Annotated in this window: 12 protein-coding genes; 2 read left to right on the top strand and 10 right to left on the bottom strand. The window is 57.3% G+C overall.

Going from position 1 to position 17,696, the window contains the following annotated elements:
* Positions 1 to 31: 31 nt before the first annotated feature.
* On the top strand, positions 32 to 3,118 hold the full coding sequence (locus MJ257_RS04820) for an ATP-binding protein (protein WP_240268171.1): 3,087 nt from the start codon (positions 32 to 34) through the stop codon (positions 3,116 to 3,118).
* A gap of 22 nt (positions 3,119 to 3,140) precedes the next feature.
* Here the strand turns inward: MJ257_RS04820 and MJ257_RS04815 are convergent, their stop codons facing one another.
* The 10 genes from MJ257_RS04815 to MJ257_RS04770 all read right to left on the bottom strand — a co-directional run bounded on the left by MJ257_RS04815 (position 3,141) and on the right by MJ257_RS04770 (position 16,700).
* Positions 3,141 to 4,307, bottom strand: coding sequence for a response regulator (locus tag MJ257_RS04815; protein ID WP_240268170.1), 1,167 nt, complete (start codon positions 4,305 to 4,307; stop codon positions 3,141 to 3,143).
* A 172-nt stretch (positions 4,308 to 4,479) separates the two neighbouring features.
* Positions 4,480 to 5,187 (bottom strand): PIG-L deacetylase family protein, encoded by a 708-nt coding sequence (locus tag MJ257_RS04810; protein ID WP_240268169.1) that lies wholly within the window; start codon positions 5,185 to 5,187, stop codon positions 4,480 to 4,482.
* 44 nt (positions 5,188 to 5,231) lie between these two features.
* On the bottom strand, positions 5,232 to 6,107 hold the full coding sequence (locus tag MJ257_RS04805) for a carbohydrate ABC transporter permease (protein ID WP_240268168.1): 876 nt from the start codon (positions 6,105 to 6,107) through the stop codon (positions 5,232 to 5,234).
* A complete protein-coding gene (locus MJ257_RS04800) occupies positions 6,107 to 7,009 on the bottom strand; it encodes a carbohydrate ABC transporter permease (protein ID WP_240268167.1) in 903 nt (300 codons plus the stop codon). Before MJ257_RS04800 ends, MJ257_RS04805 begins: the two co-directional genes overlap by 1 nt.
* 12 nt (positions 7,010 to 7,021) lie before the next feature.
* Positions 7,022 to 8,314 (bottom strand): ABC transporter substrate-binding protein, encoded by a 1,293-nt coding sequence (locus MJ257_RS04795; protein WP_240268166.1) that lies wholly within the window; start codon positions 8,312 to 8,314, stop codon positions 7,022 to 7,024.
* 68 nt (positions 8,315 to 8,382) lie between these two features.
* A complete protein-coding gene (locus MJ257_RS04790; protein ID WP_240268164.1) occupies positions 8,383 to 9,342 on the bottom strand; it encodes a GNAT family N-acetyltransferase in 960 nt (319 codons plus the stop codon).
* Between the two features lie 98 nt (positions 9,343 to 9,440).
* Positions 9,441 to 10,604, bottom strand: coding sequence for a serine hydrolase domain-containing protein (locus MJ257_RS04785; protein ID WP_240268163.1), 1,164 nt, complete (start codon positions 10,602 to 10,604; stop codon positions 9,441 to 9,443).
* A 708-nt stretch (positions 10,605 to 11,312) separates the two neighbouring features.
* A complete protein-coding gene (locus MJ257_RS04780) occupies positions 11,313 to 12,956 on the bottom strand; it encodes a DHA2 family efflux MFS transporter permease subunit (protein WP_240268162.1) in 1,644 nt (547 codons plus the stop codon).
* An 18-nt stretch (positions 12,957 to 12,974) separates the two neighbouring features.
* A complete protein-coding gene (locus tag MJ257_RS04775) occupies positions 12,975 to 13,412 on the bottom strand; it encodes a MarR family winged helix-turn-helix transcriptional regulator (protein WP_240268161.1) in 438 nt (145 codons plus the stop codon).
* A gap of 252 nt (positions 13,413 to 13,664) precedes the next feature.
* Positions 13,665 to 16,700: a glycoside hydrolase family 2 TIM barrel-domain containing protein gene (locus MJ257_RS04770; RefSeq protein ID WP_240268160.1), complete on the bottom strand. Its 3,036-nt coding sequence runs from the start codon at positions 16,698 to 16,700 to the stop codon at positions 13,665 to 13,667.
* 91 nt (positions 16,701 to 16,791) lie between these two features.
* On the opposite strand from MJ257_RS04770, the gene MJ257_RS04765 reads away from it, so the two are divergent.
* Positions 16,792 to 17,691, top strand: coding sequence for a helix-turn-helix domain-containing protein (locus MJ257_RS04765; protein WP_240268159.1), 900 nt, complete (start codon positions 16,792 to 16,794; stop codon positions 17,689 to 17,691).
* Positions 17,692 to 17,696: the final 5 nt, after the last annotated feature.

Here is a 17,696-nt window from a genome sequence, read left to right as displayed (position 1 = left end):
AACCGAATGCCTTAGCGAATGTAAATGGATTATGAAAACACAGAAAACGCTGCTAATCATTGTCTTATTTATTGTTGCCATTACCGGAATCCGCCTCACTTGGCTGGCATTGAACCGTACCGTCGACCATCCGCAGGCATCGGGCGGCATACTGGACTTACGGGGCTGGAAGCTTCCCCCAAGCCATACGATCCCGCTGGAAGGGGAATGGGATTTCTATCCCGATGCCCTGATCGTTCCTTCTTCGGAGCCGGGAAACGAGCTGGCGGGGATTCGCGGCAAAACGTCAATTCCCGTACCGGGATCCTGGCGAAAGTATTTTCCTGAAGAACACCGGAGCTCTTATTATGCCGGCACTTACCGCCTGCAGATTTTAATGGACAAGGAGGCTGCAGAATCCGCTTATCTGCTGCGTACGGGCGATATTAAACGCGCTTCGGCCGTTTATATCAATGGGAAATGGGTGGCCGGTCAGGGTCGCCTCTCGGAAAACGGGGATGAATTCACGCCGAAATATATGCCTTACACCATCCCGGTCCCGCAAGGTTCGACGAAGGTGGACATTGTCATTCAAGCCGCTTCCCATGTCGGGGAGGGCGGTATCGTTCAGTCCATCCGTTTCGGGACGACGTCCGCGGTGAACCACCGCATTGGGTTATCCATGGCCCTGCAAGGGTTACTTTGCGTCGTCTTGCTGGTTCACGCGCTCTATGGAGTCATGCTTTATTTTCTGGGAGCTCCTCGGAAGGGTTTATTATATTTTGCCGCCGTTATCTTTTGCGCGATTCTTTCCGTCATCGGCGCGGACGACAAGCTGCTTTACCATTGGCTGCCCGGCATGTCCTTTGAAATTGGCGTAAGAGTGGTCATCGCCTCGTACATCGGAGTCGTGTCCTTTATCCCGCCCCTCGTAAAGAACATGTTTCCAAATGTGGGACAATCCAGGTTGCTGCGGATCTTCGCCTGGTTCTCCGCGGGGTACGCGGCTCTCGTCCTGTTCCTTCCAACCCGAATTACGCTGCCGCTGGAACGGTTTATGCTGACAGCCGTGCTGCTGTCGGCCGTGCTAATCACGGCCTTCCTGCTCCGTAAAGCGGTTCGAAACCAGGAGGACGTCATTTTTCTGCTCCTGGCTTGTTCAAGCTTGGGCACCAACATCCTGTGGACCATTGCCCAGAGCCGACTTGGGTTGCAGCATATGCATTATCCATTCGATTTGATCTTCACCGTGCTGGCTTTTGCCGCATTTTGGTTCAGGCGTTATTTTCGGACCGCGCAACAAACCGAACGGCTGGCTGATCAATTGCAGCGGGCCAACCGGCAGAAGGACGATTTTCTCGTCAACACCTCGCACGAGTTAAGAAACCCGCTGCACGGCATCATGAATCTTACCCAAAGCGTGCTGGACGATCAGGAACACCCGGCCGGCGAAGCCCAACGTCAAAAGCTGGAGATCCAATTGTCCGTGGCAAGGCGCATGTCGCGGTTGCTCGATGATTTGCTGGATGCCGCCCGGCTGAAGGAGAACTCGCTTCGCCTGAATTTTGTCGCCGTCCGGTTGCAAACCGTCGTGCCGGGCCTTCTGCAAATGCTCGATTATCTGCTCGACGGCAAACCGGTTCAAATGCGAATCGGAATCGCGGATGACTTTCCATCCGTCCGGGCCGATGAAAACCGGTTAATTCAAGTGCTGTATAACCTGCTCCATAACGCCATCAAATTCACCGACCGGGGCGAAATCGCGCTGGAGGCCGATACGATGGGCGATATGGCCTGCATTCGCGTGAAAGATACGGGGATCGGGATGGATGAGGAGACCTGCCAACGGATCTTCAAACCGTATGAGCAAGGTCCATCGATCATGGAAAGGGCCGCTGGCGGATTCGGGCTGGGACTGAGCATCTGCCGCCAGCTCGTCGCCCTGCATGGGGGAACGCTGGAGGTATCCTCCTCCCTTGGCCGCGGCTCCGTCTTTACCTTTACGCTGCCTCTGGCCGTAGGGGGCAAAACGGCCGGGTCCCTTGGTCCGGAGCCTGCAGGGCTGACCGGGCCGCAGGCGGGTCCCGCCGAAGCTGGGGCGCGCGAGGCAGAGCATCGGGATCGGCCGGTAAGTCAGCCGATCGTGAACAGCGGCAAACCCCGAATCCTGGCCGTTGACGACGATCCGGTCAATCTGAAGATCCTTGCCGATTTGCTAGGACCGGCCGAATACGAAATCACGACCGCCACTAACGCCGAGGAGGCGCTCGGCTTTTTGAGCCAGGGAACTTTCGAGCTGGTGGTGGCCGATGTGATGATGCCGGGCGTGTCGGGCTACGAACTGACGCGCGCGATTCGCGGCCGATATACCGTCTCCGAGCTTCCCGTTCTCTTGCTGACGGCCCGAAACCGGCCGGAGGATATTTTTACCGGCTTCGAGTCCGGCGCCAACGATTACGTGACCAAACCGGTGGATGCCTGGGAATTAAGGTCCCGGGTACGGGCATTAACCGCCTTGAAAGTGTCGATCGAGGAACGGCTGCGTCTGGAGGCGGCTTGGCTGCAAGCCCAAATCCAGCCGCATTTCCTCCATAACACCATCAATTCCATCGCCGCGCTCAGCACGGTCGATACCGGCAAAATGCAACGGCTGCTCGAGGAATTCAGCAACTATCTGCGAACGAGCTTCGATTTTCACAATGCCGACCGGGTCGTGCCCGTTGCCAGCGAATTGGATCTAGTCCGCTCGTACCTGTTTATCGAGAAGGAACGGTTCGGCGATCGGTTAAATATCCGCTGGACGTTGGATGTAGAACCAAATTTCACGCTGCCTCCGCTGTCGATCCAAACGCTGGTGGAAAATGCCCTTCACCATGGCATCCTCCGGCGATCCCAAGGAGGAACGGTGGAAATACGCATCGTCCGTTCCGACCAGGGGTACGAAGTGGCTGTGAACGACGACGGCGTCGGCATAAGCGAGGAACTGCAGCGCCTGATTCTCGAACCTTCCTTCCGCCCCGGCCAAGGGGTCGGCCTGCGGAATACGGATCGGCGCCTGAAGCAATATTACGGCAAAGGGCTGAAGATTCGCAGCGCTCCGGATCGGGGAACCTCGGTTTCCTTTCACATTCCCGTATGAACAAAAAAGCCTTCCCGGCAGCTTATGAACTGCTTTGGGGAAGGCTTTTTTGCGTGAGCGACCAATCATGGTACCACTGGAGGATCGACGGGCTGGGGGGTTCGTTGAACTCCTCGGCCAACACCTCTTCCAATCGGCGGTATTGACGAAGCACGAGCGCGCGTTTGTCCAGCGAAGCGTACAGCTTCATCAAGGCGAAATGGGCTTCTTCCGCCAGCGGATTGCGGTCGCAAATCAACTGGTACCCCTCGATGGCCCGTTCCGGGTTCCCGTGCGCCGTATGCCATTCGGCGAATTGGACAGCGACGCGAAGCCACGACGATTTCAAGCGGTAACGCTCGCTTTCCGCCCACCAGTACTCGTCATCCTGCAGGTAATCCCCTTGATATAGGTCCAGCGCCTCTTCGTAATCGGCCAAGGTCCCTTCGTCAAGCGGCGTTCCCGAATGAACAAACCGGTCCCAAGCCTCCACGTCCAAGTCGGCGTTGGCGAGCTGCAGCACATATCCGTCCGTGGCGCTGTTGATATGCATGATTCCGCCGTAAGGCTCCAGCGTTTTGCGGATATGGTACACCGCCGTATACAACTGCGAATAGGCTCGGGCGGGCTCGTACTCCGGCCATAGCAAGTCGACAAGCACGGACTTTCGGACAAGCTGCCCCCGATGCTGTAGTAAATAAAGAAATAGTTCCTGCGCTTTGGTCGTCCGCCAACGTACCTGCAAGGGTTCACGATTCGAAGATTCGATCCGAAACTGCCGGAACAACCGGATGTTCAGCCTCTTGCCCTCTTCGGAGCGGGGGGCCTCCTGTTTCGTCCGTTCGTCCAAACGTTCCTGGATCCGCCGCAGCGTGATTTCAAGACGTTCTTTGGGAACCGGCTTCAAGACATAGTCGAGGGCATTCAACTCGAAAGCTTTGATCGCGTATTCGTCGTATGCCGTAACGAACACCACGTTAAGACGCGGCTTGTCCTGCAACAGCTGCTCGGCAAGTTCGATACCGTCGATCTCGGGCAGGTGAATGTCCAAAAACACCACATCCACATCCACGTCCTTCTCCAGCACAAAACGTTTGGCCTCGAACGGATCGGCAAACTTTCCAAGAATTTCGACCGGGGACACTTTACGCAATTGATGCTCCATATAATTCAAAGCCAGGTGCTCATCATCAACCAAGATAACCTTCATCCGGGGAACCCCTCTTGTCTGATCTTCATTTTTACCTATCCTTTAGTATACCTGAGATCACAGGGATTTCCATCTTAAATGCGGGATGAACAAAAGGGAGGATCGAAGGAACACATGCCGTGGTACAAGCCTTAAAAAAAAGCCGGAACCCCAAGGCCCCGGCCGCTGCCAGCTACAAAAACTGCACCCGCTTGTTCAACGCTCCTCGCGGTACCATAAAGGCTTGGGCCCGTTTGAACCCGGCCGGCGCACCACGCACGACCGTCAGCGCTTTGTAATATTCGATGAAAGGGAAACCGGACGTTTCGCCGCGCGCATAGGCGTAGACATTCATCGCCTTCACCCACGTGTCGTAGGCCTCCTCGGGAATATCCACGAACACCTCCGGCTGGAAGTCGTACGGGTCCTCCCAGTTGTCGGCGTAATAGAGCGGGCCCGAATAATGGTTCGGCAGCGCCCGTTCGATCGTCTTCAGCGCCGCATAAAACCGGGCATCCTCGACGATGTAGTGCGTGTTCGCATGGTCCTTGTGCATCGAGCCTTTCCAGTGCGTGATCAGGAGCGTCGGTTTCACCTCGCGGATCACGTCCGCGACCTGGTATTTCACCTCTTCGTCAACCGGCAGCTCGGCATCCTTGTAGGCAAGGAACCGGACGTCCGCGCCAACGATCTCGGCGAATCGGTGCGCTTCCTCGATTTTTTGTTTGGCATAGTCGTCCGGGGACAGCTTCGGGTGTCCCTTCTCGCCCGGAGTGAGGTGCAAGAACGTCGCTTTATGACCCGCCTGCACGTATTTGGCGATGACCGCCCCCGCCGTCAAATCCATATCCCCGGCGTGGCCGCCGATGGCCAAAATATGCTGTGGCTTATCCAGTTCCATGAGAAAAACTCCCTTCACGTTGCAATGTAGTGGTATTGCAGCCTTTACTCTTTCAACCCGGAGTTCATCATGCCCCGCACGTAGTATTTTTGCAGGACGATAAACACGATCAGGATCGGCACCGTCGAAATGACCAGCCCGGCCATCAGGAGCGGCTGAGTCAACGTCGGATCGAGATGGTCCTTGAGCATTTGTACCCCGACGGGAAGCACCGCCAGTTCGGGATTGACCGAGTTAATGATCAGCGCCCAAATGAATTCGTTCCACTGCCCGATGAATTCGAAAATCGCCAGGGTCGCCAGCGCCGGTCCGGTCATCGGCAGGACCAGCCGAAAATAAATGCGGAACTCCGATGCGCCGTCGATGCGGGCCGCTTCCAAATATGCGTTATGGATCGTCATGATGAACTGGCGCATCAGGAAGATTCCGTACGCGCTGACCGCAAAAGGCAGGATCAGCGAGAGGATCGACGTCGTTAGCCCGCCCACGCCGCCGTTGCCGAACAGATCGTTGCCGCCGACGAGCGGAAAATGCGTCATGATATAAAAGTTCGGGATAAAGAACAGAAAGCTTGGAATCATCATCGTCGATAAAATAAACCGGAAGACGCCGTCCCGCCCGCGAAACCGCAGCTTCGACAACGCATACGCCGCCATCGAACTCGTCAGCAGCACCAGGACGGTGGTGACGACGGATTTAATCAGGCTATTTTTGAACAGCAAGGCGATGTTCAGCGATTCGAACGCCAGTCCATAGTTGCCGAACTGGAACGTCTCCGGCAAGAAACGGTAGTACAAGCTGTTATATTCCGCCGCCCCTTTGAACGAGCTGAAGATCATGTCCAGGAAAGGAAACAGCATCGCGACGGAGCCGATCACGATGATCGCGAAGGAAACCCAAGGCGTTTTTTTTCGTCGCATCAGTAGCTCTCCACCCCTCCCCGTTTAAAGAACCGCATCTGGATCGCCGTTATGATCATGATGCAGACGAACAGCACAAATGCCATGGCGCTGGCGAGTCCCCAATTGCCGAACGAAAACGCCTGTTTATACATTTCCAGACCGGCTACGTTAGTGGCATCGCCCGGCCCCCCGGTCCGCGTCATCACCATGGTCAGCGTAAACGACTGCAGCCCGCCGATAAACGACGTGATCAGCACGAAGGTGATGGACGGCTTCAGCAGCGGCAGCGTAATTCCGACGAACACGTTCCACAAACTTCCCCCCTCCAGATCGGCCGCCTCGTAGAAGTCCTCCGGGATGGCCTTCAGCCCGGCCGACAGGATCAGCATCGAGCTGCCAATCCCGAGCCAGCCGCCCACCACGATCACCGACGTCAGCGCCGTATTCGGATCCTGAAGAAAGTTCTGCCGCGGCAGGCCCACCCAAGTGAACAATTCGTTGATTAGCCCATTTGTCGGATTGTACAGGTACAGCCAGATATTGCCTATGGCCACTACCGTCGTGACCGATGGCAGAAAGTACAGCGTCCGCCACAGCCCCTCCCAACGCAGCCGCGTAATGAAGTAGGCGACCGCCAGCGCGCAGAGGAATGAAACGGCTACCGTGCCGAAGGCGAACGTAAACGTGTTGGTCAGCACGGGATGCAGGAAGTTCGATTCCGGAGAAAACAACAAGCGGTAATTGGCCAGCCCAACCCACTTGATCGACGCGAGATCGAAGCCGCCCCATTCCGTAAAGCTGAGGAAGAAGGAGAAGAAAAACGGGATCACCAGGAAAATCGCATAAAACGCGAATACCGGCGACAGGAACAAATAACCGACTAACCCTTCCCGATGCGCCAAACCCAGTTTCTTTTTCATCGGCCGGCCACCCTATTGCCCCAGCTTCGCCTGGATGTCCTTTTGCGCGTTCTCAAGCACGTCTTCCTTCGTCGCTTTGCCCGCCCACATGTTTTCGATCTGCTTATACAAAATGTCCTGAATTTCCGAAGCGGTCGCCGGGTTTTGCTCGGGGCTCGCGTACTGCAGCGCATCGGAGAATGTCTTGGCAATCGGGTCGGCGGCCAGCTTGTCTTGGATCGTCTTCGAAGCCAGATCCGTTTTGCGCGCAGGTACCGTATTAAAGCCTTCGATCAGGAAATTGCCTTCCGGCGTCATGTCGTTCTTGACGTTAACCGAGTTGAACCATTTGAGAAACTTCCAAGCCGCATCCTGATGTTTCGACTTCGAGTTCACCCCAAAGGCCCAGGTATACGCCAGGGAGCCTTGAGTCTGGCCGTCCGGCGAAGGCAACGGGGCTGCGCCGACGTCGGCGAATCCGTCCTTCATGAGCGTCTTCAGCGAACCAGCCCACCAGCCGGCTTCAATCGTCATCGCCACCTGGCCGGCACCAAACGCCTTGGTCGTTTCGAACCCGATATCGGAGATGCCGCCGCTTCCGTAAACCTTGGAATACAGATCGACCGTCTGCTTGGCGGCATCGCTGTCAAGGTTCGGCTTGCTCATGTCCTCGCTCAGGAGCGTGCCTCCGGCCGTGGCCAGCAACCCCATGAACGGCTGCACGACCTTGCCGGCATAGCCGCGAAGGAAGCCGAAGCCTTGCACCGTCGTTTTGCCGTTCTTGTCTTTTTGTTCGATCGCGGAAGCCATCTGCAGCAATTCGTCCCATGTTTTCGGCGGCTGATCGAAGCCGGCTTCCTTCAGTAGCTTTTTGTTGTAGAACAAACCGTAAGCCTGCACCTCGGTCGGATAACCGACGATCTTCCCGTCGATCGTTGCCGCCGCCACCGCGGAAGCCGGATAGTTCTCCTTGATATCCGCCGCGACGTCATCCGGAGCCGGGGCCAGCACCTTGTTTTTGGACAGCTGTCCGCCCCATAACGTGTACGTATGGACGATGTCGGCTACCTGGCCGGCCGTCTGTTTGGTCATCATCGTGCTCAGCAGCTGGTCGAATTCGACCGGCGTCAGCTTGACCTGGATGTCGGGATTTTCCTTGTTCCATTGCTCGATATAAGGTTGGATGAATTTCTCGTTTTCACCGGTGTAGTGCGAGAGCAGCGTGAGGGTCACTTTCGAGGAGGAGCTCGCGTTATTGCCGGAAGAACAGGCGGTCAAACCGAAGACACATACGATCGTCATAAGCCAAGCTAACGTTTTTTTCACGCTTCTCCCTCCCGGAATTTGAATTTCACTTTCGCATGCCGCATTCCTAAGCGGCCGTCAAGCGGTGATTACGCGAGAGTCTTAACCATGATGTCGAACGTTCTTGTGACGGAAAATCCGGTTTGTTTGTACAGATGCCCGGCCGGGCTTTGCTCGCCGGTCCAGAGGAACCAGGCCCCGTGCAGCGCATGGGCGCGCATGTTCCGAAGGCAGTCGTGCAGCAGGATTTTGCCGATGCCCTGGCCGCGTTGGTCCGGATGGACGCCAAACGGTCCAAACCGCTCGCGGACGCCTTCGTATCCTCCGAACAGGCAGAAGCCGACAAGCCGGCCCCGTTCGCGGGCCACCAAAATTTGCTCCAGCGCCAATCCCTGGAGGATTCCCTCGCGGATCGCCCGCGCCCAATCAGGGTTGAAATGATCCAGGTTAAAGCGGATCAGTTCCGTAAGGTCCGCGTCCTGCGCCGTTTGGAAGGTATACCCCTCCGCCTCCCTTTGACGTTTGAGCGCGGCCACTTCCGCCGGGATCTCGTAACCGACCAGGCTGTAGTCCATTGCGACGGCCGAATACTGCTTAGTGAAGCCCGTTTTGCGCAAAAACGACTCGCCCTTCGGATATCCCGTCGCGTCGATGCCGGGAACGATGTAATTCGGGGCGTAGGAGGCGAAAAACAACTTCTTTCGGCCAAGGCCGCGCAAGAACCCCTCGGCTTCGTCCAGCAATCGGCTGCCAATGCCCTGGCGCTCGGCTGCCGAGTCCACGAAGAAGAACGGAATCCAGCCGTGATCTGGCTCCAGTTCCGTACCGCTCATCGGCAGCAAGCGGCGGACGGCGTACACGCAGCCGACCAGTTGACCTGCTTCGCCGAACGCCAGCCTCATCCCCTCCGGGTCGAAATTGGCGTCCAGCAGCACCAGATTGCGGAATCGCTTGGCCGTTACCGGATCAAGGAGCAGCGTACGGTTCCAAAGCTCGACGATCCGCGGCTCGTCGCCGGGCTTGTAGCCCCGGGTAACGATTTGTTCCATGATCGATCTCCTCCTGCATCAAAATAGTGCCCCCCGCCGTTGGCCTGAGGCTCGCTTGCGGCGACCCATAGCCAAGCTTGGGCGATTCGCGATAACCTTCAATCGGCGATCGCCGCGGCTGCCGCATTATGGAACTTGGCGCGCAAGCCGGCCACGGAGCGGTCCCGCCCGTAGTGGACGCGATTGGTAAGCAAGACGCAAGCCAGCTCCCGCGGAGGGTCGACGTACAGGCTTGTGCCGGTGAACCCGGTGTGACCGTAGGCCACCGGGGAGAGCAGGTCGCCGGCGGCGTCGAACGGATCGCCGCGCAGCACCCAGCCGAGGCCGCGGCAGCCGCCCGGCACGCCGGCCGTGCACGGCCGCGTCGCGGCTTCCACCGCCGCGGCCGAGAGCACCCGCTGGCCGGCGGCGGCGCCATAGCCGCCGGCCAGCCACAGCTCCGCGTACGACGCCAGGTCGTCCGCGGTGGCAAACAGGCCGGCGTGCCCGCTGACGCCGGCCAGGGCCCGGGCGTTCTCGTCGTGCACGACGACGGGATCGCCCGGGGCCGCGGAGCCGACCGCCGCGCCGGGCTCGGCGGTCGAGGCGATGCGCCGGCGCAGCTCCGGCGCCGGCAGGTAGCCGCTGGACGCCATGCCCAGCGGTGCGAACAGCTCCGCTGCCGCGAGTTCCGGCAGCGGCCGCCCCGCCACCTTGGCGATGATCTCGCCAAGCAGGATATAGCCCAGGTCGCTGTACGCCACCCTAGCGCCTGGGGCTGCCTCCGGCGGTGCCTGGCAGATGAAGTCCACGATCTCCTCCCGGCTGAACCCCCGGGAATGCAGATCGTAGAACGGCGCCAGGCCCGCCGTATGCGTGAGCAGATGCCGGAGCGTCATCCGCTCGCCCGCGGCTCCCGGCCGCCGCCTTGCTTCCGCGGCGGCCAGAGCGGGCAAATGCGACGCTGCCGGTTCGTCCAGCCGCAGCTGCCCACGCTCGGCCAGCCGCAACGCCAGCGGCAGCGTCACCGCGATCTTCGTCAGCGAAGCGCAGTCGTAGATCGTATCGAACGATACACGCGTTTGCCCGGTCTCGTCGTCAACGGCGTTGCCGCAGGCGAAGCGGATCCGCCTTCCACGCCGCGATACGACCGCGACCCCGCCGGGGATATCGCCGGCACGCACCGCTTCGCGCAGCGCTTCTCCGATCCACGGAACCCGGTTCGGGTCCAGCCCCATCGCTTCCGCCGCCTCCATATCGACTAGCCAGTTCGCTTCCCTCATGCACGGTCCTCCTCGGGCTTCCTTGTGCTGTTTTCCCATGTGTCCGGCATAGACGGTTATCCTTTCGGCAGGACGTCAGCTGCTCCATGCCGGCTATGTCCATCACCTCGCTCTCCGTAAACCAACTGATAGTTTTACTCTTAGGGCAATTATAAAGACGTCGAAATTTTATTTCAATAAGAAAATATTTTTTGAAATTTAGTTCCGCAAAATTGTCCAATACTTCTCTCGAATCGACAAATCTCCCCCCGGATTACTAACAATACAGAAACACGCGCTGGGAGTAGATGTAGCCTTGTTGACCAGCCATTATGCCGCACAGCATGCTTTAACGCTGATGAGAAACGCTAGGGTGGCCATTTCGACGCGAACCCAATTCTAACGACGCTGAGCCACGCTATTCCTGCGAAAGCACCTCCTTTCACCCGTAAAATGGTGCAATAAGCGCTGTGATCCGCGTTAGAATCGCAATGCCGCGTTTTTTGCCGGTTTAAGACTTGTAGCAAGCGTTAGAGTCGCGTTTGGAAAGTTTCGGCAGATTACGAATTTATAGCTTACGATAGAGCCGTGGTAGAAAAAAAAGACGCAAACCTCCCCTTCTTCGGGAGTTCGCGTCTATATGGCGGCGGGGGACTCCGACCGCAAAAATAAAGCCAGAGCCTTCGCATTCGTGATGCGATGACTCTGGCTTATGCGGAGCGGTTCCGATTAAGCTTGATGCGGAGCGGAAGCTTGAGCTGCCTGCGCCGCACCTTCTTCGCCGCCTTCTTTGGCAGTCAGCGGAGCCGGTGCCTGATTCGTAGACCGAAGCGGCAGTTCTCTCAGGAAGAAGACCAACACGAAAGCCACGACCAGCACCAAGGTTCCGGTCAGGAACACGGTGGACAACGTATCGCCCAGCGCATCGCGGATGCCTTGGATCATCTGCGCGAACAGCGGCTGCGCTTCCGCAGGCAAGCCGGCTTGCGTCTGCTCCAGCAACGGCTTGTTCATCAAGGTTTGCGGGTTAGCGAAAGCGGTCATTTGCTGTACCATCTGCGGATCCATCTTGCTCATGTCAGGTGCTGCGGACGATTGCAGCGCTTCTTTCAAGTTTTTCGTCAAATTGTTCGACATGACGGTACCCATGACCGCGATCCCGATCGTACCGCCGAGGTTACGGAACAGCTGCGTCGAAGCGGTAACTACCCCAAGCTCTTTATGCGGCACGGCGTTTTGCGTGGCCAGCGAGAATACCGGCATCCCGACGCCCAGTCCCAAACCAAACACGATCATGCTGAGGATGGCGACCGGTACGCTGTTCATGAAGATCATAATGGCCATCCCCGCAATCATGATCGGAATGCCAAACAGCGCAAATTGCTTGTATTTGCCTTTCTTCGCGATCATTTGGCCGGTGACGGCACTCGCGACGACCATCACGATCGACATCGGCATCGTTACGTAGCCGGCATACGTCGGCGAAATGCCGAGCACGCCTTGCACGAAGAACGACAGGTAGATCAAGGCGCCCATCATCCCGAAGTTCATGATGAAACCGATGATATTGGAAATCGTCACGACATCGTTTTTAAACAAGTGAAGCGGCAAAATCGGATTTTTCACCTTCGATTCCACGAACACGAAGATCAATGCGGATACGACCGAGGCCGCGAGCAAACCGATAATTTGCGCCGAATCCCAAGCGTACGTCGTTCCCGCCCAAGAGAAGGCCAGCAGCATCGGCACGATCGTCGTCGTCATGAACAGGGAGCCTAAATAGTCGATGCTTTGGGAGCTGCCTCGCTCCATTTTCGGAAATAGCGACAAGATCATGACAAACGCTACGATGCCAAGCGGCAGGAAAATCCAGAACAACCAGTGCCAATCCATGTGATCGACGAGATAACCGCCCAAGGTTGGGCCAAGTACGCTGGAAAAGCCGAAAATCGCCGTCATGAGACCCATCCATTTGCCGCGCTCCCGCGGCGGGAACAAGTCGCCGACAGCCGTAAAGGCGGTCGATTGGATGATGCCGGCGCCGATCCCTTGAATCCCCCGGTAGGCGATGAACTGGAATACGTCCGAGGACGTCCCGGTCATAAAAGCGCCCGCCATAAAGAGCAGGATCCCGATCAGCAGGAACGGCTTCCTCCCGTACATGTCGGACAGCTTGCCGACCAAGACGGTAGCGATCGTGGACGTCAGCAAGTAAATGTTGATCGTCCAGGTATAATAGTCCATGCCGTCAAGAATCGAAATGATCCGCGGCATCGCCGTGCTCACGATCGTCTGGTTAATGGCGGCGAAGAACATCGCGGCCATGATGGCGATCATAATCGAAACTTTACGTTTAAGTGTTAAGTGTTCCATGTAGTTTCTCCATCTCCGTTATGATTTATTGTCTATATTTGCAAGCACTACGCCAAAAATTCGCCGCAAATGCTGTAAATCTTCCTCTTGCAGTTGATCGAAAATCCCCTCGAGCATCTCCTTTTGCCGTTCGGTGACCTGGCTGATGATTTCCCTGCCCCGGTCGGTAATCGAGATGTTCACGACCCGGCGGTCGTTCTCCCCGCGTTCCCGGTTCACGAAACCTTCCGTGACCAGCCGGTCGGTAATCCCCGTGATCGCTGCCGAGGTAATTCCAAGCCCCTCTGCCAGCTGCGATACGGTATGCGTCCCGGTGGCATTCAGCATGTAGAGCATTTTATATTGCGGGAAGCTGAGGTTAAAATCGCCGCCGCGTTTGTTCCACTCCTGAGTGATCGCCTTAATCAGCGTTCGAAACATCGAAGTCACTTCGAACAGCTCTTCTTTTTTCACCAATGCCCCTCCCCCTCCTTCCTGCTTTGAGCCGTCCGATTATTTAACAATTTAATTAATTTACTGTTTAAATATTTCAGCGCTTAATAATATACTCCCTAATGAATCGCCCGTCAAGTCTTCCCCCCAAACAAACTTTTGACATGGAAAATACGCCTAAAGTCGCCAGCTTCAGCGTCCAACCGCAACAAAAAAAGCCGTTCGCCCGGCCGCATGGCCGGGGAACAGCACTATATCACCTGGTTTATTCTACTTCTAATCTTCTTCCTTAAAGACCGGTTGAATTGTGAATTCGAAATCAAACGATTTCTCGGCAAAACGGTAAGGCTCCGCCAGCTGCGGTCCGCAGGAGCCAGACCCCGCGCCGCTCATTTGGTAATCGAGCGAAATGATCGTTTCGGGACGGCGCTTGAGCTCGTACGTATGTTTCGCCGCCGCCAAGTCCTCGGCCGCGTAATGCAAGGCCTGGAACGAGAACGGCTGCGTCGCCGCGAATTTCAGCCCCATGCCTTGTACGGTGGAAGCGATCGCCCAATCGGTGCCATAGCGAGAACCGGTTTCCTGCGGCATGACGTAATTCTCGAACATGTCGTCCACCGACAGCAGGTATTTTCCTTTGCGTACGCTCGAACGCTTGTCGATGTAGCTCTCATGCGGACCGTATCCGTAATATTCGATCTCTTCGGTCCCCTTCGGCATCGTCAGCTCGAGGCCGAAGCGCGGCAGATAAGGAAGATTCTCGCGCACGTCGGCATGAACTGCCAGCTTGACTTCCCCCGTGATTCCAACCGTCCAGACGGCGCTGCCGCGCACGAACGGTTCGTAGCTGTAGCTGGCGAGCGAGAAGTCGACACGGACTTCGACCGTAGCGTCCGGTTTCTGTTCCCACCGGCTCGAGTATACCTTCATGGCTGCATGATGGAGTCCGGCAGCTTCCCATTCCCGGCGGATATACATATCGTTGTCCATCGGTGCCCGCCACAGGTTAAACCGGGCCGGACGGGAAAGCAGCGGAACGCCCTGCTTCGACAACTGCCGCGGCATGCCGAGCTTCAGGTCAAAGACGTGCTCGAAATCGAATCCGGTCACGGTAAGGAGTCCGCCCCGCTCCTCCGCTTGCATAAACGCTGCGTATTCCCGGAACTGCGGCTTCTCTTGAGACAGCTTGGCCTTCGCCCCCGGCAGCTCGAATTGATAGAAGGCGATTTCGTACCCTTCCTCCGCCCATGGCGTATCCTGCTGCTGCCGGACCGAGCAGGTCAATACGAACGGTCCCGGCACGTCGTGCGGCAGATCGCAAGGGAGGTTCATCTCTTGCGTCTCGCCCGGCTCCGCCGTTAGCAAGGCCGACCGGCCTTGCCGAAGCACTTCCCCGTCCCGCTCCAGCTTCCAGCTGACGGCCAGGTGCGACAGATTGCTGAAGTCATAACGGTTCAATACGCGGAACCGGCCTTGCCCGGCATCCTCCGCTTCGATCTGAACCGGCGCAATGACCTGCTTCAATTCCAACAACCCGGTGTGCGGCCGGCGATCCGGCGATACAAGGCCGTCGATGCAGAAGTTCCCGTCGTTCGGCTGATCGCCGAAATCGCCGCCATATGCAAAATAACGCTGTCCGTCCGGCGTCTCGGCCGCAATGCCGTGATCGCACCACTCCCAGACGCAGCCGCCCATCAGCTTCGGATAGCGATAAATCACGTTCCAGTAGTCCCGCAAATCCCCTGGCCCGTTCCCCATGGCATGGCTATATTCGCACAGGAACAGCGGTTTGGTGCTGTTCTCATCCAGGGCATACCGCTCGATCTTCTGCACCGAGGGGTACATGCGGCTGTCCAAATCAAGGCAGGCCGTGTCCGGATCACCGTAATACCGGGCATCCGCCCCTTCGTAATGCACCGGCCGAGAAGCGTCGCGCGCTTTCGTCCACTCCGCCATCGCCATATGGTTGGCCCCATACCCGGATTCGTTACCCATCGACCAGAGGATGACGGAGGCGTGATTCTTGTCCCGCTCGACCATGCGGACTGCACGTTCCACGAACGCGTCCCGCCATTCCGGGTTCTTCGTCAGCTTATGGAAGACTCCCTCTTCAAGTTTCCCGGTGCTGGTGACGCCATGGCACTCCAAGTCCGCTTCATCGACGACGTAGAACCCGTATTGATCGCATAAATCAAGAAACTTCGGGTCGTTCGGATAATGCGAGGTGCGGATTGTATTGACGTTATGCCGCTTCATCAGCATTAAATCCGTCATCATATGGTTCATTGGGATCGTTTGCCCCAGCTCCGGATGGGAATCGTGGCGATTGACGCCTTTTAGCTTCACGGCCCGGCCGTTAATGCGGAAGATGCCGTTTACGATTTCTACCTTTTTGAAGCCGACGCGAAAACGCAGTACCTCTTGACCCGCCGTCAGTAGCAGCTCATACAATCGAGGTTGCTCGGCATTCCATAACTGCGGCTGCGGCACATCCAGCTCGATGGCCCCTTTGCCGTCAATTTGCGTCTCCTGCCGTTCCACCAACTTTCCTGTCGGATCCCATAATTCTGCTTGCACGGTCAGGCTGCCCGTCGTTTCAATCTCCGAGCGGAGCTTGCCCTCGGTCAGATCGTCCGACAACAGCGGTTGGTTGAATACGTCGCGAACATGCGATGTTTCCCGGGATAGCAAATAGACGTCGCGATAGATTCCGGAGAACCGCCAGACATCCTGATCTTCCAAATACGTGCCGTCGCACCATTTCAGCACCAGCACGGCGATGCGGTTGCGGCCCGCGGTGACGTACGGCGAAAGGTCGAATTCCGCTGGGATCCGGCTGCCTTGGCTGTATCCGACGAAGCGTCCGTTCACCCACAAGTAAAAGCAGGCGTTGACTCCCTCGAACACGATATGCGTCTCCTTCTTCGTCCACGCTTCCGGCAAATTGAACTCCCTCGCATATGCGCCTGCCGGATTGTCGTCCGGCACAAACGGCGGGTCGTAAGGAATCGGATAGTTCACGTTCGTGTAATGCAACTGATCATAACCGTTGGTTTGCCAGCAAGAGGGCACGATCAGGTCGTCCCAAGCGCTTACATCCGTTTCCGTGTCAAAAAAGCGTTCGTCTACCTCACGAAGACTGCGATGATAGCGGAATTTCCACATTCCGTTTAACGTTTGGTAATGCGGTGAGCGACCGCGTTTTCCCGTCCGGGCCGCCTCGGCGCTTCCATATGGAATAAAAGTGGCGCGGGCCGGCAGCCGGCCGATGTGCAGACACGATAGATTTTCCCATTCATGGTTTAGTTCCAACCTGATTCACACTCCCAAAATGATTTGCTCTCATTATAGAGGTGGGATATAATCGGGCGGAAGCCACAAATCGGACAATCCACCAAACAAAATGGACAAAATGGAGGGAACCTCATTGGACCTGCTCCCGCTCAAAAGCAATTTAACCCCTTCCCGCAACGAGATTCTGCCGCTGTCCGTATATACGGTAGGGACGGAAATTCAGCCGCCGCTCACGCGAATGAAGGGATTTTCAGCGCATCAGCTCTTCTTGACTCTCTCCGGGGCGGGACAGTTCCGCCGGTTAACCGTCGATAAGGACAAATGGGACATTCTTCACCCCGGCCAGCTGCTCTTCATCCCTGCGGGCTGCGCCCATGAATATATGCCCTACGGGGAGCAACCGTGGTTCGTCGGGTACGTCACGCTGCTGGAAAACTTCGGCGAAGTGCTAAGCCGATGGGGCTTCGGGGATGCACCGCGCCTGCTGCAGCTATCGGACGTCTCCCTGTTTACGGACCGCCTGCTTGCCATATGGCGCCTGTCCGGCAACGAGCATGACCCTTGGCGAACGACCGAGCTGCTGTACTCGCTGCTGCTGGCGATCCTCAAGGATACGTCAGGGCAAACGAACCGGCAAAACGACTCGTCCGCCCCGTTTGTGCCGCCGTCTGCTCCCCCATCCTCGTACCGCGCGTCGGTTGTGGATATTGCGGTCCGCTTCCTGCACGACCACTTGAACCGACCGATCACGATCTCCGGACTGGCGGGGCATGTCGGCTATTCGCAGAAGCAGCTAACTCGGCTGTTCCGTCAATCGATGGGATTGACGCCGCTGCAGTACCTCCATCAGATCCGGCTGCAAACGGCCCGGCACTTGTTGCTCGAACATCCCGGCATGACGATTCGCCAGGCGGCCGCCTATGTCGGCTTAGAGCCGGTGTATTTCGCCCGGCTGTACAAACGCGAGTTCCGCCGCCTACCGTCGGAAGAGCTTCGCGGGGATCAGTAGGCCGC

The organism is Paenibacillus timonensis, from assembly GCF_022427145.1.
GTDB lineage: Bacteria > Bacillota > Bacilli > Paenibacillales > Paenibacillaceae > Fontibacillus > Fontibacillus timonensis.
The sequence above is the reverse complement of the archived record's forward strand: the minus strand, read 5'-3'. Positions and strand labels throughout refer to the sequence as shown.